General features: G+C 63.9%; 11 protein-coding genes and 1 pseudogene. 7 read left to right on the forward strand and 5 right to left on the reverse strand.

Annotated features, from left to right (window positions below; all coding sequences use genetic code 11):
- Positions 1-268 precede the first annotated feature (268 nt).
- Positions 269-2,176 (forward strand): 3-dehydroshikimate dehydratase QuiC, encoded by a 1,908-nt coding sequence (quiC, locus tag ACMCNM_RS12120; protein WP_027593781.1) that lies wholly within the window; start codon positions 269-271, stop codon positions 2,174-2,176.
- A gap of 163 nt (positions 2,177-2,339) precedes the next feature.
- Here the strand turns inward: quiC and ACMCNM_RS12125 are convergent, their stop codons facing one another.
- Entirely contained in the window at positions 2,340-3,008 is a 669-nt protein-coding gene (locus ACMCNM_RS12125) for a class I SAM-dependent methyltransferase (protein WP_099429832.1), read from the reverse strand.
- Between the two features lie 148 nt (positions 3,009-3,156).
- On the opposite strand from ACMCNM_RS12125, the gene ACMCNM_RS12130 reads away from it, so the two are divergent.
- The 3 genes from ACMCNM_RS12130 (at position 3,157) to ACMCNM_RS12140 (ending at position 7,165) form a co-directional block, all read left to right on the forward strand.
- A complete protein-coding gene (locus tag ACMCNM_RS12130) occupies positions 3,157-3,669 on the forward strand; it encodes a sigma-70 family RNA polymerase sigma factor (RefSeq protein ID WP_265967422.1) in 513 nt (170 codons plus the stop codon).
- Positions 3,670-4,647 carry a FecR domain-containing protein gene (locus tag ACMCNM_RS12135; protein WP_274887336.1) on the forward strand — a complete coding sequence of 326 codons (978 nt, stop codon included), beginning with the start codon at positions 3,670-3,672 and terminating at the stop codon, positions 4,645-4,647.
- A gap of 100 nt (positions 4,648-4,747) precedes the next feature.
- Entirely contained in the window at positions 4,748-7,165 is a 2,418-nt protein-coding gene (locus ACMCNM_RS12140; protein ID WP_412764424.1) for a TonB-dependent siderophore receptor, read from the forward strand.
- A gap of 22 nt (positions 7,166-7,187) precedes the next feature.
- Here the strand turns inward: ACMCNM_RS12140 and ACMCNM_RS12145 are convergent, their stop codons facing one another.
- Positions 7,188-8,000, reverse strand: coding sequence for a helix-turn-helix domain-containing protein (locus tag ACMCNM_RS12145; RefSeq protein WP_412765918.1), 813 nt, complete (start codon positions 7,998-8,000; stop codon positions 7,188-7,190).
- A gap of 110 nt (positions 8,001-8,110) precedes the next feature.
- On the opposite strand from ACMCNM_RS12145, the gene ACMCNM_RS12150 reads away from it, so the two are divergent.
- Entirely contained in the window at positions 8,111-8,443 is a 333-nt protein-coding gene (locus ACMCNM_RS12150) for a DUF2834 domain-containing protein (RefSeq protein WP_412764425.1), read from the forward strand.
- A pseudogene (locus ACMCNM_RS12155) lies at positions 8,443-8,553 on the forward strand (MAPEG family protein); the annotation flags it as partial. The gene ACMCNM_RS12150 and the pseudogene ACMCNM_RS12155, both read left to right, overlap by 1 nt.
- A 39-nt stretch (positions 8,554-8,592) precedes the next feature.
- On the opposite strand, the gene ACMCNM_RS12160 reads toward ACMCNM_RS12155, so the two are convergent.
- From ACMCNM_RS12160 to ACMCNM_RS12170, 3 genes are read right to left on the reverse strand one after another with little or no spacing between them, the layout of a single operon-like run.
- On the reverse strand, positions 8,593-9,921 hold the full coding sequence (locus tag ACMCNM_RS12160) for a TolC family outer membrane protein (protein ID WP_027593774.1): 1,329 nt from the start codon (positions 9,919-9,921) through the stop codon (positions 8,593-8,595).
- 1 nt (position 9,922) lies between these two features.
- The gene (locus ACMCNM_RS12165; RefSeq protein WP_085273305.1) at positions 9,923-11,263 is read right to left on the reverse strand and encodes an HlyD family type I secretion periplasmic adaptor subunit; all 1,341 of its coding nucleotides are present in this window, start codon (positions 11,261-11,263) and stop codon (positions 9,923-9,925) included.
- 6 nt (positions 11,264-11,269) lie between these two features.
- Positions 11,270-13,006: a type I secretion system permease/ATPase gene (locus ACMCNM_RS12170; protein WP_085273306.1), complete on the reverse strand. Its 1,737-nt coding sequence runs from the start codon at positions 13,004-13,006 to the stop codon at positions 11,270-11,272.
- 455 nt (positions 13,007-13,461) lie between these two features.
- On the opposite strand from ACMCNM_RS12170, the gene ACMCNM_RS12175 reads away from it, so the two are divergent.
- Positions 13,462-24,288, forward strand: a complete 10,827-nt coding sequence (locus tag ACMCNM_RS12175) for a peroxidase family protein (RefSeq protein ID WP_412764426.1) — start codon at positions 13,462-13,464, stop codon at positions 24,286-24,288.
- The last annotated feature ends 60 nt before the right edge of the window (positions 24,289-24,348 follow it).

Genomic DNA, 24,348 nt, shown 5'->3' on the forward strand with positions numbered 1-24,348 from the left:
GCGTTGGGCTTGTTAGCGCAGGTTCTGCCGAATGACCGTCTGGCAAGAAGGCGGCAGTCGGTGTGCCTGCGTCTGGTTTCATGTTGACCACGGGGTGGCGGTCTAGCAATTCGCGAAATCCGGTTTTGTTCGGTAATCGAACACAAAACTAACCATTCCGTACAAAGAGATTGATGAGGCGACTTTACCTGCGAATAATCCATGATGCCAGGCACCGTTACCGTGGTTTTCCTGCGCCGTCGTCCCCTAACAACAAGGAACTCCCGCCATGCAGCGTTCGATTGCCACCGTGTCCTTGAGCGGCACTCTGCCGGAAAAGCTCGAAGCCATCGCCGCCGCCGGTTTCGACGGCGTCGAGATTTTCGAAAACGACTTGCTCTATTATGCCGGCAGCCCGCGTCAGGTTCGCCAGATGTGCGCGGACCTGGGCATCGCCATTACCCTGTTCCAGCCGTTCCGCGACTTTGAAGGCTGCCGCCGCGACCGGCTGCAGCGCAACGTCGACCGCGCCGAGCGCAAGTTCGACCTGATGCAAGAGCTGGGCACCGACCTGGTGCTGGTGTGCAGCAACGTCCAGGCCGATGCCCTGGGCGACGAGCAACTGCTGGTGGACGACCTGCGCCTGCTGGCCGAGCATGCCGGCAAGCGTGGCCTGCGCATCGGTTATGAAGCGTTGGCCTGGGGGCGTCACGTCAATACCTACCAGCAGGTCTGGAACCTGGTGCGCCAGGCCGACCATCCGTCGCTTGGGGTGATCCTCGACAGTTTCCATACCTTGTCGCTCAAGGGTGACCCGAGCGCGATCCGTGACATCCCGGGCGACAAGATTTTCTTCGTGCAGATGGCCGACGCACCGATCCTGGCCATGGACGTGCTGGAGTGGAGCCGGCATTTCCGCTGCTTCCCGGGGCAGGGCGAAATGGACCTGGCCGGCTTCCTCGCGCCGATCCTCGCCACCGGCTACCGCGGCCCGCTGTCCCTGGAAATCTTCAACGACGGCTTCCGCGCCGCGCCACCTCGGCAGAATGCCGCCGACGGCTTGCGCTCGCTGCTGTACCTCGAAGAGCAGACCCGCCTGCGCCTGGAGCAGGAGGCCGTGGCGGTGGAGCCGGGCGTGCTGTTCAACCCGCCGGCGGCGAGTGCCTATGATGGCGTGGAGTTCCTCGAATTCGCCGTCGACGAGGCGGTGGGTGCGCGCTTGAGCAACTGGCTGAAACGCCTGGGCTTCGCCGATGCCGGCAAGCACCGCAGCAAGGACGTGCAACTGTTGCGTCAGGGCGACATCAACATCGTCCTCAATGCCGAACCCTATTCGTTTGGCCACAACTTCTTCGAGGCGCATGGCCCGTCGTTGTGCGCCACGGCGTTGCGCGTCAAGGACCAGCAAGCTGCCTTGAAGCGCGCTACGGCCTTCCGTGGCCAGCCGTTCCGTGGCCTGGTCGGCCCCAACGAGTGCGAAGTACCCGCCGTGCGCGCGCCCGATGGCAGCCTGTTGTACCTGGTAGAACAGGGCACTGCTGGCCAGACCCTGTACGACACCGACTTCAGCCTGGACAAAACCGCCACTGCCAGCGGTGGCCTGCGCCGTATCGACCACATGGCCCTGGCGCTGCCGGCCGAGTCGCTGGACAGCTGGGTGCTGTTCTACAAGAGCCTGTTCGACTTCGCCGCCGACGACGAAGTGGTGCTGCCCGACCCGTACGGCCTGGTCAAGAGCCGTGCACTGCGCAGCCAGTGCGGCACCTTGCGCCTGCCGCTGAACATTTCCGAGAACCGCAACACCGCCATTGCCCACGCATTGTCCAGTTACCGCGGCTCGGGTGTGCATCACATCGCCTTCGATTGTGATGACATCTTCCGTGAAGTGGCACGTGCCAAGTTGGCTGGCGTGCCGCTGCTGGAAATCCCGCTCAACTATTACGACGACCTGGCGGCGCGCTTCGACTTCGACGACGAATTCCTCAGTGAACTGGCGTATTACAACGTGTTGTATGACCGCGATGCCCAAGGCGGCGAACTGTTCCACGTGTACACCGAGCCGTTCGAGGAGCGCTTCTTCTTCGAGATCATCCAGCGCAAGGGCGGCTATGCCGGGTATGGCGCAGCGAACGTTGCAGTGCGCCTGGCAGCAATGGCCAAGGCCCGCAGCGGGGCAGCGCGCAAGCCGGTGCTGTAAGCGTCTCAAGTGGCAGTCGCGTTCTGTGATTGTCACAACCCTGTGGGAGCGGGCTTGTCCCGCGAATGGGGCTACGCGGTGTATGGCACCGGCTTTGCCGGTGTTCGCGGGGCGAGCCCGCTCCCACAAGGGGCGGCAACTCGCTTGCAATGCCACACAGGGTTCACCGCCCTTCGGCCACCATCAACAACGCCTGCGGCACCGCACTTTGCGGGTGCTGCGGCTCCTGCAGGCTGACCAGGCGCAGCCCGGCCATGTCCAATGCATTCAGCCAACTGGCCAAAGTGCGGAAGTACCAAGGCATCGGCCGCCAGTCCCCGGCAAACCCTGCGAATGACTCTTCCCGCCAGCCATCCTGATAATCCCCCGCAGCCACACTCCAGGGGTGCAACGTCTGGATCACCACTGCACCACCCGGAGCCAGCAGCCCATTCATCGCCGCCAACAAGGGGATGACGTCCTGCTGCAACAACGCAAAATTGGCACAAACCAAATCGTAGTCACGGCCAACGCTGACGTCGCCCTCGGCCAGCTGTGCGTAACTGGCAAGGTGCACCTCGGCGGAGCCTGCCGCACGGGCCGCCTCCACCAGGGTGTTGTCGCCATCCACGCCGACCGCCTCGATGCCGCGATCGGCCAGCGCCCGCAGCAACCAGCCTTCACCACACCCAAGGTCGAGCACGCGCTCGGGTTGCCGGCTGAGAATGGCCAGCAGGATAGCCTGGTCGGTTACCTGCCGACGGCTCTCGATGGCGCCACTGCGCACCGCGTCGATCCAGGCTTGGGCGTTGTGCTGCCAGCTGTGCAGCAGGTTGTCTTCGGGGTTGTGCATGAGGGTTTCCGCCGCCTTGAGTGAGTTGAAGCATAGGCCGCGAGCGCGCGCCTTTGCGGCTGAATGCTGGCCCATATTGAACTTGCTTTGCGCGCCAGCGCTAACTTACCATTGAAAATAGTTCTCACTTGCGTAGACAAGACCGCCCATGAGCGACGTGCTGCCCAGCCCTGACAATCACATACGCAATGTCGAAGCGCTTTACACCGGCCACCAGGGCTGGTTACACGCGAAATTGCGCAGGCGCCTGGGCAACGCGGTGGATGCGGCCGACCTGGTTCAGGACACGTTCACCCGTATCCTCGCCTCCAAAGCCGTCGTATTCGATGAGCCCCGCGCTTATCTGAGTTGCGTCGCCGGCGGCATTCTCGCCAACTGGTGCAAACGTAAATCGCTGGAGCGTGCGTACTTGGCGGCGCTTGAGCACCTGCCTGCCCCTGAAGTGCCTTCGCCAGAGACGCGCTTGCTGATCCTGGAAACCCTGCACGAGATCGATGCCATGCTCGATACCTTGCCGCCACTGGTCCGGCGGGCGTTTCTGCTGTCGCAGTTGGCTGGCATGAAGTACGAGGCGATTGCCGAGCAGCTCGGTGTATCGCTGATTACCGTCAAACGCTACATGAAGCAGGCATTCGTTCAGTGCTTGAGGCTGGTCGACTAGATGGCCGATGCACAGCGCGCCGAGCCGGTAGACGCCGAAGCGCTCGAAGAAGCCGCCGAGTGGTTGATGTGCATGAGCGCAGGCGACGTGACCGATGCGCAGCAGGCCGACTGGCTGGCCTGGCGCAACAGCAGCCCGGCCCGAGCAAGCGCTTGGCAGCGCGCGGAGCGGTTGATGGGCAAGTTGGGTGGCCTGCCACCGGCACTGTCGATGCCTGCACTGGACCGCCCGGCCGACCCTGGCCGTCGTGCACTGGTCAGCCGGCTGGCCCTGCTGCTGGCCCTGGCCCCGGCCAGCTGGGCAGGTTGGCGGCTGACCGAGCAACAAGGTTGGGCAGCTGATTACCGCTCCGGCATTGGCGAACGCCTTGACCTTACCCTGGCCGATGGCACGCAGGTTGTGCTCAATACCGACTCCGCGATCGATGTACGTTTCAATGCCGGCGAGCGGTTCATTCGTTTGCTCCGTGGCGAAATCCTGGTGCAGACGGCCCCCGACATCGTGGTCCCTGCTCGCCCGCTGTGGGTAGGGACGCGGGAGGGGCGCATGCAAGCCTTGGGCACCCGGTTCACCGTGCGGGAGTTCGGCGGGCGTACCTACCTGGCGGTCATCGAAGGTGCGATTCGCATCGAACCTGGCAATGCCGATCACCTTGCCCGCCGCGTCGTGCAAGCCGGCCAACGCGCTGACTTCGACGCCCGAACGATCGCTGCACCAAGGCCGGCAGACGAGGCTGTCACGGCCTGGACCCAGGGCATGCTGCTGGCGGACAAGATGAGGCTGGACGCTTTCGTTGCCGAGCTGGCGCGTTACCAACGGGGGTTCATTCGTTGTGATCCAGGCATTGCCGACCTTCGCGTATCAGGGGCATTTCCCATCAGCGACCCGCGTCGAACGTTGAGCATGCTGGAGTCGACTTATGCCCTGCGGGTGGAGGCGCACATGGGGGGCTACTGGACGATGCTTGCGCCGCGCTGACCGCACTGCAAAAAAAGTCGTGCCCAGGTGATACTTTTTTCCGCCTCGGCTGGCAATAGGAGTGAACACCTCCATTCCCGGTCAGAAGGACCCTCCTGTCATGCCTGTTGCAAGTCGTCCCCAGCTCGCCATTGCAATCCGTCGCGCCCTGTTCAGCTGTGTGCTGGTAGCAGGTGCCAGCCATTCATGGGCGGCGCTCGCACAACCACTGGAGGCGACGGCTACCAGGCCGTACGACATCGCCCCAGGGCCGCTCGGCCGGGTCATGGCCAGCTTCGCGCTGACCTCGGGTGTGGCCCTGTCGTTCGAGCCTGCATTGACGGAAGGCCTGTACAGCCCAGGCCTCAACGGTCGCTACTCCCCGCGTGATGGCATGGCGCAACTGCTCGCCGGCAGTGGGCTCGAACTGGTCGAGCTGGGCGACGGCAGCTTCAAGCTGATCAGGCAAGTGGCCAGTGGCGACGGCCTGACCCTGGCCGCGACCACCATCGACGCCAACAGCATGCGCCACGAAACCCTGCCAGAGGCTTATGCCGGCGGGCAAGTTGCCCGTGGCGGGCGGTTGGGCATGCTGGGCAACAAGGATGTGATGGACACGCCCTTCAACGTCACCAGCTATACCGCCAAAACCCTGGCGGACCTGCAGACGGTCACCGTCGCCGATGCCCTGGAGCGTGACCCTTCGGTGCGCTCCACGGGGCAAACCGGCGGCATCGTCGATTCGTTTTTCATTCGTGGCTTCCCTGTCGGTGAGGGCAACCTAGGGGAGCTTGCTTTCGACGGCGTGTATGGCGTGGCGCCCAACTACCGTGTGTTTACCGAGTATGCCGAGCGCGTCGAGGTGCTCAAAGGGCCAGGCGCGCTGATGTACGGGATTTCGCCTAACAGCGGGGTCGGCGGCGTGATCAACATCGTCCCCAAGCGCGCCCTGGCCGAGGACCTGACCCGTTTCACTGCCAGCTACAGCTCTGACACACAGACCGGTGGCCACCTCGACATCAGCCGCCGCTTTGGTGATCAGCGGCAATGGGGCGTGCGTTTCAACGGCAGCCTCGCCCAGGGCGACACGGCCATTGATGACCAGCAACGGGCCTTGGATATCGGTGCCATCGCCCTGGATTACCAAGGTGAGCGCCTGCGCCTGAACCTGGACTTCATCAGCCAGCGGGAGCGCTGGGATGCCGCGTCGCGGCCCTTCACCGTGGCGCCGGGTGTCGACGTGCCTTCAGCCGCCAATGGCCGCACCAACCTGCCACAGGACTGGGGCTGGTCGGACACCCGCGAGCAATCCGCGCTGCTGGGTGGGGAATACGACCTGAGCGATTCGTTGACTGTGTTTGCCCATGCGGGTGGCGGCAGGGCGGATGTCGCGCGGATGTCCGACCAGGTGCCGAAAATCCTCAATGACGCGGGCGATACCAGCAATACTCCGGGCTACTACAAGTTCAATGTCGACCGCTCCACCGCCGACGTGGGCGTACGCGGGCTGTTCGAAACCGGGCCGATCAACCATACCGTCACGCTCATGGCGACCCGTTACCAGGATGAGCTGTCGCGGGGCATCAACAATGGCACGGAAATAATCTCGAACATCTATCACCCCGTAGCGGTGCCCAAGCAGTACATCAGTGCGCCAAACGTGAATCGGGTGTCTGAAGCCGAGTTGTCCGGCGTAGCGATGACCGACACCTTGGCGGTGTTCGATGACCGCGTGCAACTGACCCTGGGCGTGCGCAGGCAAGCGATCGAGTCGCGTAACTACAGCACCGCAGGCGCGATGACTGCCCGCTACAAAGACAGTGCGACAACGCCCGTTGTCGGGGTGGTGGTGAAACCCTGGGAGAACGTCTCGCTGTACTACAACTACGTCGAAGGCCTGAGCAAAGGCGATGTGGCACCGGCCACGGCGGGCAATGCCGGTGAAGCCTTTGCCCCCTATGAAACCAAGCAGCACGAACTGGGGGTGAAGTTCGAACGGGACACCTTCATGACCACCTTGGCGCTGTTCCAGATCGAAAAACCCAGTGGTGAACTGGGCGCTGGCAACCTGTTTTCGGTGCAGGCGCAGCAGCGCAACCGTGGCATCGAGTTGAGCATGTTCGGTGAAGTCGCGCCCGGTACCCGACTGCTGGGCGGCGTGACCCTGCTGGACGGCGAACTGACCGATTCGGCCACGGCGGCCAACAAGGGCAATGAGCCTGTGGGCGTGCCCGATGTGCAGGCCAACCTCTGGGCCGAGTGGGACACGCCTTGGGTCGAAGGTGTCACCTTGACCGGTGGCGCGATCTACACCGGCAGCCAGTACATCAACCAGGCCAACACCCAGGAGCTCGATGCCTGGACACGTTTCGATGTGGGGGCGCGCTACATCACCCACATCGAAGGCCGTCCTACCACCTTCCGGGCCACGGTGCAGAACGTCTTCGACCGTGAGTACTGGTCGGGGGTCGCTTCGTATGGCGCGATATCGCCTGGCTACCCACGCGCCCTGCAGCTGTCGGCCACGGTCGATTTCTGAGGCCGGTTTGGCCTGGGCGCACTCAGGGGTTTGCGGTCACTTGTTCATACGCCAGGGTCATGGTGTGCCAGGTATGCGTGTCTGCAGGTATCAGGTGTTCTATGCGCAGCGAGGCCACGGTCACGTCCAGCGGCATGCCAAAGGTGGTGAAGGTGGACAGGAACTTCAGCTCACCGTGTGCCGAGCGCAGGCGGGTCAACACGACCGGCGAAGGCGATGGGGCGATCGCCAGCGCGGCGGGGCAGGGCAGGTCTTGCAGAAGCTGCGCCAGCTCAGGGTTGCCCGCCGCTTCCCGCGAGGCCCTGTGCCACGCGGTGGCGCGGATTTCATCGGCATTGATCAACTGGTCGCCCAGGCCCTCGGGGCGCAGCAGCGTTTCCAGCAGGTTGAGCGGCGCATCATCACGGGGCTGTACCCCCGCCATCTGCAACAGCAGCCCGGCGCTGGTGTTGGCGGCGGTGGTGTACCACATGCTATCCAGGACGATCGCAGGGGCAGGGTTGTTGGCCTGCAAAATATGCGCAATTGCCTCGTGCACCATTGCCATGGCGGGCGCATTCAGCGGCGACGCGGTGTAGCGGGGCGCATAACCTGCCGCGAGGAAAACCGCGTTGCACTCCTCCAACGGTACGTCCAGCGCAGAAAGCAGGGCATGCAACGTGCCTGGGCTTGGTTTGGCGCGACCGGTCTCCACACAGCTCAGGTGGCGCTGGGATACGTTGGCGCGCAGCGCCAGCTCAAGCTGGCTTAAACCTGCCTGTTGACGATGCCGGCGCAAGTGGTTGCCTGCCGGGTTACCGGCTGAGGCGGTCGGGTGGAAAGGGCGGTTACTAATGGGGCAACTCTGACGGGGCGTGAGCGGGGGCGTCGATGACCTGTGAGGTCATTGAGCAGGCTGCAACCATAGCACTACCTTGGCGCGGTATTGGTTAAGGAGCGTTGCAGATGAAAAGCACTTGGATCGCGCTGGCTACCCTGATGTCGTTTTCGCTATACACCGGCTGGACGATGTTCATTGCAGAGCAGTCATTGCTCGCATTTGGCCTTGAACTGATGGCCCGGCCTGACACCGCGCAGGTTGTAATCGACTTGTACGTGATGGCTGGGCTTGCATGCGCCTGGATGATCAGGGATGCCCGTTCGAAAGGACGATCGTGGTTACGGGTTGCCCCTTTTTTGCTGCTCACGGCTGTGTTTGTGTCCGTGGGGCCGCTTCTGTACATCGTGTTTGAAGGCTTTGGCAGGCGCTCGGCACATCATGCTCACGAGGGGGCGTGATGCACGATGCCCTGTCTGTCTATGCGGTCTGTGTGGTCGTGCTGTTCCTGAAGATGCTGGCGATCTCATGCTACCAAGGCTATTACCGCCTGCGTTACAAGGCCTTAAGCGCCACCAACAATCTCAAGCTTAAACAAAGCCAGAGCAGGTCAGTTACTCACCATCAACTCCGGCCCAAGGTAATTGTTGACCAGCTCGATATCGTCGTCCCCCAGGCTGCCCACCGATGACGCCAGGCGCAGGCGTGACATCAGGTAGTTCAACTTGGCCTCGAACAGGTCATGCCGTGCGTCGAACAGCAATTCCTCCGCATTAAGCACATCCGAGTTGGTACTGGTACCGCCCTCCTTGAAGCCTTTGCGTGTTGAAGTCAGCGAACGTTCGTTGGACGCGACGGCCTTTTCCAGCGCATGGATACGCATGGCGCCACTCTGCACACCTCGGTACTCACGGGTGGTACCGGAGATGACTTCCTGGCGGGTGGCGTCGAGCTCGTCCAGCGCTTTCGAACTGTTGGCGCTGGCCTGGCGGGTCAGCGCGCTGGTGCTGCCGCCGCTGTACAACGGGATGTTCAGTTCCAAGCCGATCGAGCTGTACTGGTTGCGCTGGTTCAGCTCTGAAATCGATTGGCTGCTGCCCGCGGTGTAACCGGCAACGAAGTCCAGGGTCGGCCAGTGCCCGGCCTTGGCCCGGTTCACCTCTTCTTCTGCCAGTTCGTAGCTGTGCCGGCGGGCGTGAATCAGCGGGCTGTCGGTTTGTGCTTTGACCAGCCAGTCCTGCAGGTTGCCCGGTAGCAGCGGCGGGGTGGTGAAGCCTGGCTGCAAGGTGGTCAGCGATGCCGGGGTTTCACCGATGTACTCCTCGAGCTTGCGACGGGCGTTGACCAGGTTGTCCTGCGCCTCGATCAGGTCGGCTTCTGCCAGGTCGCGGCGAGCGACCGATTCGTCGATGTCGGTCACCGTGCCGGCGCCCAGCTCCATGCGCCGTTTCGCTGACGCAAGCTGCTCCTCGAAAGCGTTCAGCTTGGCCCTGGCCAGGGTGATGGTTTCGCTGGCCAACAGCACATCGAAATAACTGTCTGCCAGGCGCACCGCGGCATCCTGGCTCTTGGCATCGAACACCGCGACGCTGTAGTCGGCACGCTGCTGGCCCTGGCGGTATTCGGCCATCTTCTGCTTGTTGAACAGCGGTTGGCGCAGGCGCACGCTGGCGCCTTTGGAGTCGTAGTCCAGGTCGTTGTCCTGGCCGCTCTGGCGCTGCGAGCCATTGACCTTGTTGTAATAGGCCGTGGCATTGATCTGCGGCAGCAGGCCGGCTTGGCCGATGGCCCGGTTTTCCAGGCCGGCTTGTTTCTCATGCTCGGCGGCATGGTAGATGGGCCCTTGGTACTGCAGCAGGTCCCAGGCTTGCTTCAGGTCCATGGCACTGGCTGGCAAGGACAACCCCAACAGGCACAACATCAGGCAGTGACGGTTCATCTCATTGCTCCTTGAAAGCGCTGTCGACGCGTTCGAGCATGGGTTTGAGCAGGTAGCTGAGCAGATTGCGCTCGCCGGTCTTGATGGTGACGGTGGCCGGCATGCCGGGGCGTATGTGGTTGCTGCCCAGCAAGCTCATGCCGGCGGGTGAAACGTCCACCTGCGCCAGGTAGAACGGCTGCTTGCTCTCTTCATCGAGCAGGCGGTCGGCAGAGATGGTTTTCACACGGCCGGGGATGTTTGGGGTCTGAGCGTGGTTGAAGGCCGGGAAGGCGATGTCCACGGCAAGCCCTGGGACCATTTTGTCGATGGCCTGCACCGGGATCATCGCGTCGACCTGCAACGGCTCGTCGAGCGGGACGATTTCCATCAGCTTGGCGCCAGGCTGGATAACCCCGCCGACCGTGGCGATGCCCAGCGCCTGGACCATGCCATCGATGGGTGAGCGGATCACCGTGTGGGTCACTTCGTAGTCCAATGCACGCAAGCGGTCGGCCAGGGTGGTGTTTTCCTTGGCGGTGTCGGTCAGTTGCGATTCGACCTCTTTCAAGTAATCGTGCTGGCGCTGAAGCATGCGCAGCTTGATCTCGGTGGCCTGGCTGCGCACCCGGGCGATGTTGTTGAGGTTCTCGGCCTGGCCGGCGGAGAGGTCGGCGTTGCTGCGCTCCAGTTCCAGCAGGCGGTTGCGCGGCACATAACCTTCGGCGGCCAGCACGCGGGTCCCTTGCAGCTCCTGGCCGAGGAAGTTGATCTGCGAGGCGCGGGCGCCGTACACCTGCTGCAGGCCTTTGAGCTGCACGGCCGATGCCGCCAGGTTCTCTTCGAGGATGCTGAGCTCGCCCGCCAGGCCGGCGCGGCGGGTGTCCAGCAAGCGCTGCTGCAAGTCCATGGCAGCCAGCAGGCGTGGGTCTGCGCTGAAGCGCTTGAGCAGCGCGGGGTCGAAGGTTACCGAGTCGCGGTTGTCGCGCTCGGCTTCGAGGCGGTTTTCCACGGTCTTGCTGACAATGTACTGGGCGCTGACTGCGCCCTGTTCGGCCACGGCTCGCAGGGCATCGAGGCGAACCAGTTCCTGGTCCTTTTTCACCACGTCGCCTTCGCGCACCAGGATCGCCTCCACGGTGCCGCCGCTCAAGTGCTGCACGGCCTTGCGATTGCTGGTGACCTTGACCGTGCCGGTGGCCACCACGCCGGCATCCAGCGGCGCCAGCCAGGCCCACAGCAAAAAGCCGCCGAAGCCGGCCAGCACCAGCCACAGGCCCCAGCGCACCGGCTTGCCGGCATCCAGGTCGATCAGGCGCTTGGCCTCGGCAGGGATCAACTCGGTCGGTTGGCTCATGTGCATGATCGGTTACTCCCGTACTTTTACCGAAGCCAGCGGCGCTGCTGCGGCCGCCGGTATCACACTTGCCTTGCGCAGGGCGGCAAAGACTTCGTCGCGCGTGCCCAGCATCTGCACGCCGCCGTCACGCAGCATCAGCACCTTGTCGACGGCGCACAGCACGTTGGGCCGGTGAGAAACCAGCACCACCGTGGCGCCACGGCCTTTGAGTTCGCCCAGGGCATCGACCAGGGCCTTTTCCCCGACATCGTCGAGGTTGGCGTTGGGCTCATCCAGCACCACCAGGTTAGGTTCGCCATACAGCGCACGGGCCAGGGCAATGCGCTGTTTCTGGCCACCGGAAAGCGGGCTGCCATCGGTGCCCAGGCGGGTGTCGTAGCCCTGCGGGAAGCGCAGGATCATCTCGTGCACGCCGGTGCTCTTGGCTGCGCGGATGACCGCATCGCTGTCCACCTCGGCAAACCGCGCGATGTTGTCGGCGATGGTCCCTTCGAACAGTTCGACGTCTTGCGGCAGGTAGCCGAGCCACGGGCCCAGTTCGCCTTTGTTCCAGGTGAAGATGTCGGCGCCGTCCAGGCGCACCTTGCCGGCCTGGGTCGGCCAGACGCCAACCAGCAGGCGGGCGAGGGTGGACTTGCCCGAGGCGGAGGGGCCGATGATGCCGAGGCTTTCGCCCGGCGCCAGGCTGAAGCTCACCCCGCGCAGAATGGTGGTGTTGGTGCCGGGGGCGCCAGCAAACACGTTCTCCACGGCGAGCATGCCCAGGGGCCGTTGCAGCGACATGCTCGGTGGGCGGCGCGGGTAGTCCTGCAGCAGTTCGGTCAGCCGCCCCCAGGCTGAGCGGCAGCCAAGCAGTTGCTTCCACGAGGCGATGACTTGTTCCACCGGCCCCAGTGCGCGACCGGTGAGGATCGAGCAGGCGATCATCATGCCCGGGGTGATCTTGCCTTCGATCGCCAGCAGCGCACCGGTGCCGAGGATCAGCGATTGCAGGGTGATGCGCACGAAGCGCCCGGTGCTGCTGATCAAGGCCGCACGGTCGGACGCCAGCGTCTGCATCTGCAGGATGCGCAGATGGCTCTGGTACCAACGCTTGCTGATCGACGGCAGCATGCCCATGGCCTCGATGACTTCGGCATTGCGCAGGTTGTTGTTGGCGTAGTTGGCAGACGACAGCGCCGCGTGGTTGGCCTCGGCCAACGGCTTGTGGGTGGCCTTTTCGGTGAGGTACGCCAGGCCGGCGAGGATCATCGAGCCGATCATCGTAACCAGCCCCAGCAGCGGGTGGATCAGGTAGCACACCAGCAGGTAGATGGGCGTCCACGGTGCATCGAAGAAGGCGAACAGGCCATTGCCGGTCAAGAACTGGCGGACTTGTGCCAGGTCTTGCAGGGCCTGGGCCGGGTTGCCACCGGCGCGGTTCAGATTGCGCTCGAAGGCGGCGCTGAAGATGCGCCGGTTGAGGTCCATGTCCAGGCAGTTGCCGACCCGGATCAACACGCGGGTGCGGATCATTTCCAGGGCGGACATCAGCAGGAACAGCCCGACCACCAGCACGGTGAGCATCGTCAATGTGGTGACGTTACGGCTGACCAGGGCGCGGTCGTAGACCTGGAGCATGTAGACAGCTGGCGTCAACATCATGACGTTTATCACGCCGCTGAAGCCTGCCAGTGAGTAGAAGCTGCGGCGCAGGCGAAAGAGCGCCTCGGCCAGCTCGGAACGGGTGCGCGGCTGCTTGTGCATCTGGGGCCTCCCTCTGTACCAAACCGGAGGCCGTTGCGGCGCTCTGGACTGCTCTAGATGTGGCTTCTGGACGGCACGCAGGCGGGTCGCTCTGTAGGCGAATCATCCGAAAACGCTGCGGTGCCCCACAAGCACGAGCGTAGGTTGCAACGAAATATCTTGTAATATCATTTCGCTCTATAAATTCTTTGAACTTTTTATAAGTCACGTAAAAACAGCGAGTTGCAACGCATTATCATCGAGAGTCATTTTTTCGACGGCTTATTGACAAGGTTTGAACCTACGACTTTAGTCTTGATTATTCGGGCCGCTCCAACGGGCCGCGCTTGACCAGAAGTCATCGCACCACCGATCCCGGAAAACCGAACCACGAACTGCGCACGTCAGCACTGACTGGGCGCGGGATGGACCCTGTTGCCCTGTGTCTTTCTCCCGATAGATCGAGGGCAATCTAAATGGCCAATTTCAGCAAGTCGGACCTGGAGTTCATCCTCAAGCAGATCTTCATCGCCGAAGCCCACGCCAAGGGCGCCAATCTCATCGATCTGCTGCCCAACAGCCAGGTGCCGTTTGGCTTGCGCACCGTGGACGGCAGCTACAACAACCTGGTGGCCGGGCAAAGTGAGTTCGGTGCCGCCGACAATTCCTTCCTGCGTTTGCTTGATGCGTCCTACCGCGCGGCCTATGCCGGCACCGGCACGGTGGTCGACGGGCAGCCGCGCACCATCAGCAACCTGATCGTCGACCAGACGCCGAACAACCCCGCCGCCGTAGAAGCCAATGGCGGCGCGGCGCCGGTGATGAGCCCTGGCCTCGATGGGGTGTTCGGCACGGCTGACGACAAGCCCGTGTTCTTCATCCCCAACCAGTCTGCAGACGCGGGCCTGACGGCCGGTTTCAACGCCTGGATGACTTTCTTCGGCCAGTTCTTCGATCACGGCCTGGACTTGGTGACCAAGAGCACCACCGACATCGTGTTCATCCCGTTGCAGCCGGACGACCCGTTGTACGTGCCCAACAGCCCGACCAACTTCATGGTGCTGCCACGTGCCGTGCGCACGGCCGGCGCGGACGGTGTGCTGGGCACGGCCGACGATGGCCAGCCCAACACCACCTCGCCGTTCGTGGACCAGAGCCAGACCTACAGCTCGCACCCCTCGCACCAGGTGTTCCTGCGCGAATACATGCTCAACGCCGCGGGCGACCCGATTGCCACTGGGCGGCTGATCACCAACCGCGATCTCGGCGCCGACGGCAAGTTCGGCACGGCCGACGATGGCAATGGCGAAAATGGCGGCATGGCCACCTGGGCCGTGGTCAAAGCCCAGGCCCGCGACCTGCTCGGTATCAACCTGACCGATGCCGACGTACACAGCGTGCCGCTGCTGGCGACCGATGCCTATGGCAACTTCCTGCGCGGGCCCAATGGCATGCCGCAGGTGGTGATGCGCGTCAGCAATGGCGCTGATGGGGTTGCCGGCACGGCCGATGACGTAACCCAACTGGTCGAGGGCAATCGCGCCGCGCCGATCAGCCTGGCCAATGCCGTCAGCACCGGGCACGGCTTCCTCGACGATATCGCCCACAACGCCGCGCCCGTCGTGGTCGGCGGCGTGCTGCAGGCCGACGGCGACACCGCGGTGGGCAACGCGCAGCTGGTGGGCCCAGGTGGCAACAACCTGACCTACGATAACGAACTGCTCGACGCCCACTACATCGCCGGCGACGGCCGGGTGAACGAGAACATCGGCCTGACCGCCGTGCACCACGTGTTCCACTCCGAGCACAACCGCTTGGTCCAGCAATCCAAGGACACCATCCTCGCCGCAGGCGACCTGGCCTTCCTCAACGAATGGCTGGTGGATGACGTTGCCGTGCTGCCGACCACACCTGCCGCCATCGCCGCGCTGGTGTGGGATGGCGAACGCCTGTTCCAGGCCGCCAAGTTCGGCACCGAGATGCAGTACCAGCACCTGGTGTTCGAGGAGTTCGCCCGCACCATCCAGCCGCAGATCGACGAGTTTCTGGCGCCTAACGGTTATGACACCTCGATCAACCCGGCCATCCTCGCCGAGTTCGCCCACGTGGTGTACCGCTTCGGCCACTCGATGCTGACCGAGACCGTCGATCGCTTCGACCCCGAGTTCAACCCCGTCCTTACCGACCCCAACAACCCCGACCAGCAGCTTGGCCTGATCGCTGCCTTCCTCAACCCGCTGGCATTCGCTGGCAGCGGGGCGACGGCCGATGAAGCGGCAGGGGCAATCATTCGCGGCGTGACGCGCCAGGTCGGCAACGAGATCGATGAGTTCGTTACCGAAGCCCTGCGCAACAACCTGCTGGGCCTGCCGCTCGACCTGCCGGCGCTGAACCTTGCCCGTGGGCGCGACACCGGTATCCCCTCGCTGAACGAGGCGCGCCGTGAGTTCTATGCCGCGACCGGCGACAGCCAACTCAAGGCCTACATCAGTTGGGTCGACTTTGCCGACCACCTCAAGCACCCGGCATCGCTGGTCAACTTCATCGCCGCCTATGGCACCCATGCGACGATCACCGGGGCGACCACGCTGGCCGACAAACGTGCCGCCGCTGTGGCCTTGGTGTTCGGGGGCGATGACGCGCCGCTCGACCGCCTGGACTTCCTCAACGGCACCGGCGCCTGGGCCAACGTGACCCGGGCCGGCAAAGACGGTGTGCTGGGCACTGCGGACGACGTGAGCGGGGTGACCATCACCGGCGTCGACACCATCGACTTCTGGGTCGGTGGCCTGGCCGAGCAGAAGATGCCGTTCGGCGGCATGCTGGGTTCGAGCTTCAACTTCGTCTTCGAAACCCAGTTGGAGGCGCTGCAGAACGGCGACCGCTTCTACTACTTGTCGCGTACAGCGGGCCTGAACTTCGGCACGGAGCTTGAAAACAACTCCTTTGCCAAGCTGATCATGCTCAACTCCGACGTCACGCACCTGTCCAACACGGTGTTCCTGACGCCGACGTTCACCCTCGAAGTGAACCAGGCCAACCAGTTCACCGGGCTGAGTGCCGACGGCAAGGCCGACCCTACCGGCGGCATCATGATCTACGGCCAGGAAATCGTCCCGCTGGTGATCCGCGACAACCCGGATACCGTGGGCCCCGACAGCAACTACCTGCATTACACCGGCCTGGACCATGTGGTTCTGGGGGGCACTGCGGGCAATGACATCATCATCTCCAGCGAGGGTGACGACACGCTCTACGGCGACGGCGGCGATGACCGCCTCGAAGGGGGCGCCGGCAATGATGCGGTGCTGGGTGGCGCGGGCGATGACATCATCACCGATTCGTTCGGCGACAACCGCCTGGAAGGCAACGCCGGCAACGATGTCATCGTCGCCGGCAGCATGGGCGTTGCCGGCAACCTGATCCTGGGCGGCGATGGCCAAGACTTCATCATCACCACCGAAGACATCAGCACCACGTTCGGCGGCCTGGGCGACGACTTCATCCTCGGCGCCAAGACCAACCTGCCGCCCACCGGCAACGAAGGCGATGACTGGATCGAGAAGGGCACCCAGGACGGTGCGCCCGGCGACAACTTCGCGCCGCTGCTGGGTGACGAAGTGGTCGGCAACGACATCTTCGTCGGGGGTGGTGGCTTCGACGAGATGATCGGCGAAGGTGGCGATGACATCTTTGTCGGCAGCGATGCCCAGGACAAGATGGACGGCATGTCCGGTTTCGACTGGGTCACCTACAAGAATGACCAGGTCGGCGTCACCGTCGACCTGAGCCTGGCCGCGCTGGCGCAGCCCCATGGCAACGCGCCGAACCAGAACGCCGGCGTGTTCAACCCGGTCGGCGCCTCGCCGGCCTCGATCCTCGACCGCTTTGCCGAAGTCGAAGGGTTGTCCGGTTCCAAGTTTGGCGATGTGCTCAAGGGTGACGACGTCGATGCAGTCACCATTCTCAACCACGGCGGTGCCACTGGCAGTGCGCTGACCAACGTGGCGCTGATCCACGCGCTGCAGCAGTTCCTGGCTGACGCGGGTTTGCCCACCACCGGCTTTGCCACCGGCAACATCATCCTCGGTGGCAATGGCAGCGACCTGATCGAGGGCCGCGGCGGCGATGACCTGATCGACGGCGACAAGTGGATCAACGTGCGCATCGCGGTGTATGCCGCCGGCGACGTCAACCATACCGGGCCGGAAATCGCCAGCTTCGACAGCATGGTCGACATGATCCCGTTCATGCTCGACCGCACCTATAACCCAGGCCAGCTCAAGGCCGTGCGGGAAATCCTGCCGGGCACTTCGACGGGCGGCTCGGCGTTCGATACCGCTGTGTTCTCCGGTGTTCAGGCCGACTACGTGGTTACCCAGAACAACCGTGGCACGGCCGATGTGTCGGACGATGTGTGGACGGTGACCGACACCGTTGCCGGGCGTGACGGCGTCGACACCCTGCTGCATATCGAGCGCCTGCAATTTGCCGATGGCCAGCGCGTGCTGGTGACCGGGGTGAATGCGCAGCCAACCGGCAGCCCGACTGTCACCGACAACAACGCTGGCGCGATCACCGTGGGCGACATGCTGACCGTGAGCATGGCCGGGGTGCGCGATGGCGACAATGTGTCGCTGACCAATCCGCAAGGCGTGCTCAACAACACCTCGGTGTCCTACTACTGGCAGTTCGAAGCGGACCCGGGCAGCGGTGTGTTCGAGGACATCATCCTGCTGCCGGCCGGCGACCTGGCGTTCCAGAGCGCCGATGGCACGGCGTTCAAGATCTCGCCAGACCTTGCCGGGCTGTCACTGCGGGTGAAGGCGATCTACCAGGATGCGCACGGCACCACTGAAGTGCTGTTCTCGCAACCCACGGCCGTGGTGGAGGCGGGCGCCCCCGTGGTGCCGACCGCGCCGACGCCGGTGGTTGACGCCAGCGAAGGTGGCGCGGGCCTGCACATGGTCCGTTCCGACCTCAACTTCATCCTCGCGCAAATCAAGATCGCCGAGGCTGATGCCGCCGGGCAGGACATCCTCTCGCTGATACCGAACATCCGAGCACCCCTGGGGCTGCGAGCAGTCGACGGTTCGAACAACAACCTGATGAACCTCAACGGCATCAACAACACCCAGTTCGGGGCGGCCGATAATGTCTTCCCACGCCTCACCGACCCGGTGTTCAACCCCGCTGAAGGCGCGCCAGCCGGCTTCTTCGGCCCAGGCTCGCCGGCCATTCCAGGGTCGTCCTACCAACAAACCAGCGGCGCAGTGTTCGACTCGCAGCCGCGCACCATCAGCAACCTGATCGTCGACCAGACCTCGAACAACCCGGCCGCCTATGCCACGGCCTATGACCCTGGCGCCGACGGCGTGCTCAACTTCGGCACGCCGGGTAACGATGATGTGCTCAAGGATGGCGTGCGGGTCGTCGCCAGCCCCGGCCTGGACGGGCAGTTCGGCACCAATGACGACCACGACGTGTACCTGTTCGAGAACACCACGGCGGATGCCGGGCTGTCTGCGCCGTTCAACGCCTGGATGACCTTCTTTGGCCAGTTCTTCGACCATGGCCTGGACCTGGTCACCAAGGGCGGTTCGGGTACCGTGTACATTCCGCTGCAACCGGATGACCCGCTGTATGTGCCGGGTGGCCACACCAACTTCATGGTGCTGACCCGTGCCACCAATCAGCCAGGGCCGGATGGCATTCTCGGCAACGCCGACGATATCCATGAGCACAGCAACACCACCACGCCGTTCGTGGACCAGAACCAGACCTACAGCTCACACCCGTCGCACCAGGTGTTCCTGCGTGGCTATCAGATGACAGACCATGGCCCCGTCGCCACGGGCCGGTTGATCACCAACCGCGACCTGGGCGCCGATGGCAAGTTCGGCAGTGCCGACGACAGCGAAATCGGCGGCATGGCGACCTGGAAAGTGGTCAAGGCGCAGGCCAATGACCTGCTCGGCATTCACCTCACCGATGCTGACGTCAACAACGTTCCGCTGCTGGCGACCGATGCCTACGGCAACTTCATCAAAGGGCCCAAGGGCTACCCGATGGTGGTCATGAAGGGCGCCGATGGCCTGGGCGGCACGGCGGACGACGTGCTGGTCGAAGGCAACCCGTTGGCGCCGATCGACCTGACCAACGCCGTGCGCACGGGGCACGAGTTCCTCGCCGACATCGCCCACAATGCAGTGCCCGTGTTCAACGGCGGTGTGTTGGCACCCGATGCCGGTACCCAGGTCGGCAACGCCGTCCCGGTCAACCCGCAGACCGGCGCCAACCTGGCCTACGACAACGAGTTGCTGGATGCGCACTACATCGCGGGCGACGGCCGGGTTAACGAAAACATCGGCCTGACCGCCGTGCACGCGATCTTCCACGCCGAGCACAACCGGCTGGTGGCGCAGACCAAGGACACCGTGCTCGATTCGGGCGACGTGGCCTTCCTCAACGAGTGGCTGCTCAACCCTGTCAACGCACTGCCGGCCAGCCAGGCCGAGATCGATGCACTGGTGTGGAATGGCGAGCGGTTGTTCCAGGCAGCCAAGTTCGGTACCGAGATGCAGTACCAGCACCTGGTGTTCGAGGAGTTTGCCCGCACCATCCAACCGCGTGTCGACCTGTTCTTCGCCCCGACCCAGGTGTACGACGTCGACCTCGACGCCTCGATCGTCGCCGAGTTCGCGCACACCGTGTACCGCTTCGGCCACTCGATGCTGACCGAGACCGTCGACCGTTTCGACATCGACTTCAACGTGGTCAAAGACCCCTCCAGCGCCGACTCCGACCAGCAGTTGGGCCTGATCGCCGCGTTCCTCAACCCGCTGGCGTACGCCGCCAGTGGCGTCACCCCCGAGGATGCGACCAGTGCCATCGTGCGCGGGGTTACCCGCCAGGCCGGTAACGAAATCGACGAGTTCGTCACCGAGGCGCTGCGCAACAACCTGCTCGGGCTGCCGCTCGACCTGCCGGCGATCAACATCGCCCGTGGCCGCGATGTCGGTATCCCTTCGCTCAACGCCGTACGCCGCGACATCTATGGGCAAACCGGCGATACCCAACTCAAGCCATACACCAGTTGGGTCGACCTGGTGCAACACCTCAAGCATCCGGAGTCGTTGATCAACTTCATCGCCGCCTATGGCACGCACAGCACCATCACCGGGGCAACCACCCTGGTGGACAAGCGTGCGGCGGCGATGGCGCTGGTGTTCGGTGGCGACGGTTCGCCGCTTGACCGGCTCGACTTCCTTAACGGCACCGGGGCCTGGGCCAACGTGACACGGCCCGGCAAGGACGGCGTGCTGGGCACGGCCGATGACCTGAAGGGCGTCACGGTGACCGGTGTCGACGCCATCGACCTGTGGATCGGCGGCCTGGCCGAGGCAAAAACCCCGTTCGGCGGCATGCTCGGTTCAACGTTCAACTTTGTGTTCGAGAACCAGCTGGAAAAACTCCAGGACGGCGACCGCTTCTACTACCTGGAGCGCACCGCTGGCCTGTCGATGAACGCGGAACTGGAAAGCAACTCGTTCGCCAAGCTGATCATGGCCAACACCTCGGCCACCCACTTACCAGGCCTGGTGTTCTCGGACCCGGCGTTCTACCTCGAAGTGGACCGCAGCAAGCAGTACAACGATGGCCTGGGCAATGCCGACCCGCTGGGCGAGAACGGCCAGCAGGTGGTGTTCCGCGACAGCCCGCTGACCGCAGGGCCGGACAGCAACTACATCCGCTATGCCGGTGACGAGCACATTGTGCTGGGTGGCACCAACGGCGCCGATGTGCTCGTCTCCGGCGGGGGGGACGACACGGTCTGGGGCGATGCCGGCAATGACCGCATCGAAGGCGGCAACGGCAACGACCAACTGCGCGGCGGTGCTGGCGACGACATCATCAGCGACATGGGCGGTGACGACAATATCCAGGGCGGCGACGGCAACGACGTGCTGCACGGCGGTAATGGCATCAACCTGATCATTGGCGGTTTCGGCAACGACTTCATCGTCACCGGTGAAGACGCCTCCGAGGCCATCGGCGGCCAGGGCAATGACTTTATCCTGGGCAGCAAGGCCAACGAACAGGACATGGGCAACGAAGGGGACGACTGGATCGAGAAGGGCACCTCGGACGGTGCCCCTGGCGACAACTTCGACCCGCTCGGCAACGACCCGATCATCGGCAACGATGTGTTTGTCGGTGGTAACGAGAACGACAAGTTCAACGGCGAAGGGGGCGACGACATCATGGTCGGCAGCCTCGGCTTCGGTGACCGCTATATCGGCGGCTCCGGCTACGATTGGGCGACCTTCAAGGGGCTCGCCCAAGGCGTGACCATCGACTACAGCGACCGCTTCTTCGATGTGCCGCCAGTACCGGGTTCGGGGGCATCGGCGCTGGTGCGTTTCGACATCATGGAGGGCCTGTCAGGCTCGGCGCACGGTGACTTCCTGCGCGGCGACAACGAAGATGCCGCCTCGCTGCCCACCGCCGGTGCCAATGGCAGCGTGCTGACCAACATCAGCCTGATCAACGGCCTGGCCGATCTGCTGGCCGCTGGCGCGACGTTCTACGACGGCGGCAACATCATCCTCGGCGGCAGCGGCAGCGACCTGATCGAAGGCCGCGGCGGTGACGATATCCTCGACGGTGACAAGTGGCTCAACGTGCGCATCAGCGTACGCGCCAACAGCGATGGCACCGGCCCGGAAATCGCCTCGTTCGACAGCATGGAACCGATGGTGCCGTTCATGCTCAACGGCACCTACAACCCTGGGCAACTGGTGATCACGCGGGAGATCCTGAAAGGCACTGACAACTTCGACACTGCGCTGTTCTCAGGCGTGGCGACGGACTACAACGTCGTGGTCGACGGCAATACCGTGATTGTCACTGACCTGGTAGCAGGGCGTGACGGCGTCGATCGGCTGACCGGCATCGAGCGGCTGCAGTTCTCCGACCGGGCCATCGCCTCCGGTGTCGGCACGGCCGCCAACGCAGGCCCGTCGGGCCACTTGGTGATCCTCGACGATGCCACCGGCGTACGCGATGACACACCGGTGGCTGGCCAGCTGCTGCGGGTCACTGACCTGGCCGTGCACGATGCGGACAACGCCAGTGCAAGCAACCCGACCGGCGCGGTCAACGGCCCAGTGGCTTACTACTGGCAGGTCGAGCAATTGCCGGGTTCTGGGGTGTATGAGGACATCACCTTCGTCGCGGCCGGCGAAGTGTCGCGGGCCATCGGCAGCACCTACCGGGTGACCGACGATGTGGCGGGGCTGAGCATTCGGGTGCGGGCGGTGTATCAGGATGCCAAGGGCACCCTGGAAATCGTCGACTCGGCGCCCAACAGCGCGCCGAGCGCCGGGCCGGCCGTGACCGGCTTGCTGATACAGAACCAGACGCTGACGGCCAACCCGGCCACCATTGTCGATGCCGACGGCCTGAGCAACCCGCAGTTCACCTTCCAGTGGCAGTCGAACCGGGGCGTTGGCTGGGTCAACATTGCCGGTGCCATCAACAGCACCTTCGTCCTGACCCAGGCGCAGGTGGGGCAGAACATGCGGGTGGTGGTCAGCTACGTGGATGACTTCGGCGTGCACGAAAGTGTTGCTTCCGACATCCTCGACCCGGTGGCCAACGTCAACGATGCACCGACAGGCGCGGTGCTGATCAGCGACACCACACCCGACCGCGGCCAGGTGCTGACCGCGCTTACCGCTGGCATTGCCGACCTCGACGGGCTGGGTGCGTTCAGCTTCCAGTGGCAGCAAGGCAGCGGCAGCAGCTTCAGCAACATCGTCGGCGCAACGGCGGCCACCTTCACCCCGGGCTTTGCCCAGGGTAACCAGCAACTGCGGGTGATCGTGCGCTACACCGACGGCTTCGGCACGCTGGAGACGCTGACGTCGGCAGCAACCGCGCCCGTCGTGGTGCCGCCCGGTGTGACCCTGGTCGGTACCAACGCGGCCAACACGCTGACCGGTGCGGCGGGTAACGACGTGATCTCGGGCCTGGGCGGTAACGATACCCTCAACGGATTGGGCGGCGCGGACCAGCTGTTCGGCGGCCTGGGTAACGACGTGCTCAACGGCGGTGACGACCCCGACATCCTCAACGGCGACGATGGCAACGACACCCTCAACGGCGGGCTTGGCGCGGACGCCATGAACGGTGGTGCCGGCAACGACACGTTCGTGGTCGACAACGCCGGTGACACGGTGACCGAAGCGCTGAACGGCGGGACCGACCTGGTGCAGACCAGCCTGGCAAGCTACACGCTGACGGCGAATGTCGAGAACCTGACCTACACCGGCAGCAGCAGCTTCACCGGCACCGGCAACGCCTTGGCCAACACCCTCACTGGGGGGGCCGCCAACGATGTGCTCAATGGCGGTGCGGGGGCCGACCGCCTGGTCGGTGGCGTCGGCAATGACACCTACGTGGTCGACAATGCCAACGATGTGGTGGTCGAAGCGTCGGGTGCCGGTACCGATACCGTGCAGACCTCGCTGGCTACCTACACCCTGGCCGGCAACGTCGAGAACCTGACCTTCACCGGGGTGGGCAACTTCACTGCCACGGGCAATGGGCTGGCCAACCTCATCAACGGCGGGGCAGGTAATGACACGCTCAATGGTGACGGCGGCAACGACATCCTCAATGGCAACGCGGGCAACGACACGCTCAACGGTGATGCCGGCAACGACCAGCTGTTTGGTGGGCTGGGCATCGATACCTTGAACGGCGGGGGTGGCGATGACAGCCTCGATGGCGGTGATGGCAATGACTCACTGCTGGGGGGCGCTGGCAACGACACGCTGCTGGGCGGCCTGGGCAACGACACCCTGGACGGTGGCGTCGGCGTCGATTTGCTGCAGGGTGGCGATGGCAACGACACGCTGTTTGGTGACGTCGGCAACGACACCTTGCTGGGAGGGGCCGGCAACGACTTCATCAACGGTGCCGCTGGCAACGATACGGTCACAGGTGGGGCGGGCAACGACACGATGATTGCCACTGACGGCAATGATGTCTTCCAGTTCGCTGCAGGCTTTGGCAACGACCTGATCATCAACTTCGATGCCATCGCGTCGGGCGGCCAGGACCGGCTGGACATCACCGCGCTCAACATCACGGCTGCCACCTTCGCTGCCAGCGTCACCATCGCCGACGTCGGCGCTGATACGCTGGTCAGCATCGGCGCTGCCGACTCGATCCGCCTGGTGGGGGTGGCCGACGCCACGACGGTGACGGCGGCAGACTTCATACTGGCGGGGTGAGTGGCTGAGCGTTCGTGCTCTCAGGATTGACGCGTTCCCGTGTAGGAGCAGCCTTGTGCT

Origin of the sequence: Pseudomonas sp. NGC7, assembly GCF_047159675.1 — a bacterium.
GTDB classification, from domain to species: domain Bacteria; phylum Pseudomonadota; class Gammaproteobacteria; order Pseudomonadales; family Pseudomonadaceae; genus Aquipseudomonas; species Aquipseudomonas kermanshahensis.

What these genes read in the sequence shown, in the direction of transcription:
- ACMCNM_RS12175 (WP_412764426.1), top strand. Translation starts at nt 13,462, where the DNA reads ATGGCCAATTTCAGCAAGTCGGACCTGGAGTTCATCCTCAAGCAGATC.
- ACMCNM_RS12165 (WP_085273305.1), bottom strand. Translation starts at nt 11,263, where the DNA reads ATGCACATGAGCCAACCGACCGAGTTGATCCCTGCCGAGGCCAAGCGC.
- ACMCNM_RS12130 (WP_265967422.1), top strand. Translation starts at nt 3,157, where the DNA reads ATGAGCGACGTGCTGCCCAGCCCTGACAATCACATACGCAATGTCGAA.
- ACMCNM_RS12140 (WP_412764424.1), top strand. Translation starts at nt 4,748, where the DNA reads ATGCCTGTTGCAAGTCGTCCCCAGCTCGCCATTGCAATCCGTCGCGCC.
- ACMCNM_RS12170 (WP_085273306.1), bottom strand. Translation starts at nt 13,006, where the DNA reads ATGCACAAGCAGCCGCGCACCCGTTCCGAGCTGGCCGAGGCGCTCTTT.
- ACMCNM_RS12125 (WP_099429832.1), bottom strand. Translation starts at nt 3,008, where the DNA reads ATGCACAACCCCGAAGACAACCTGCTGCACAGCTGGCAGCACAACGCC.
- quiC (WP_027593781.1), top strand. Translation starts at nt 269, where the DNA reads ATGCAGCGTTCGATTGCCACCGTGTCCTTGAGCGGCACTCTGCCGGAA.
- ACMCNM_RS12160 (WP_027593774.1), bottom strand. Translation starts at nt 9,921, where the DNA reads ATGAACCGTCACTGCCTGATGTTGTGCCTGTTGGGGTTGTCCTTGCCA.
- ACMCNM_RS12150 (WP_412764425.1), top strand. Translation starts at nt 8,111, where the DNA reads ATGAAAAGCACTTGGATCGCGCTGGCTACCCTGATGTCGTTTTCGCTA.
- ACMCNM_RS12135 (WP_274887336.1), top strand. Translation starts at nt 3,670, where the DNA reads ATGGCCGATGCACAGCGCGCCGAGCCGGTAGACGCCGAAGCGCTCGAA.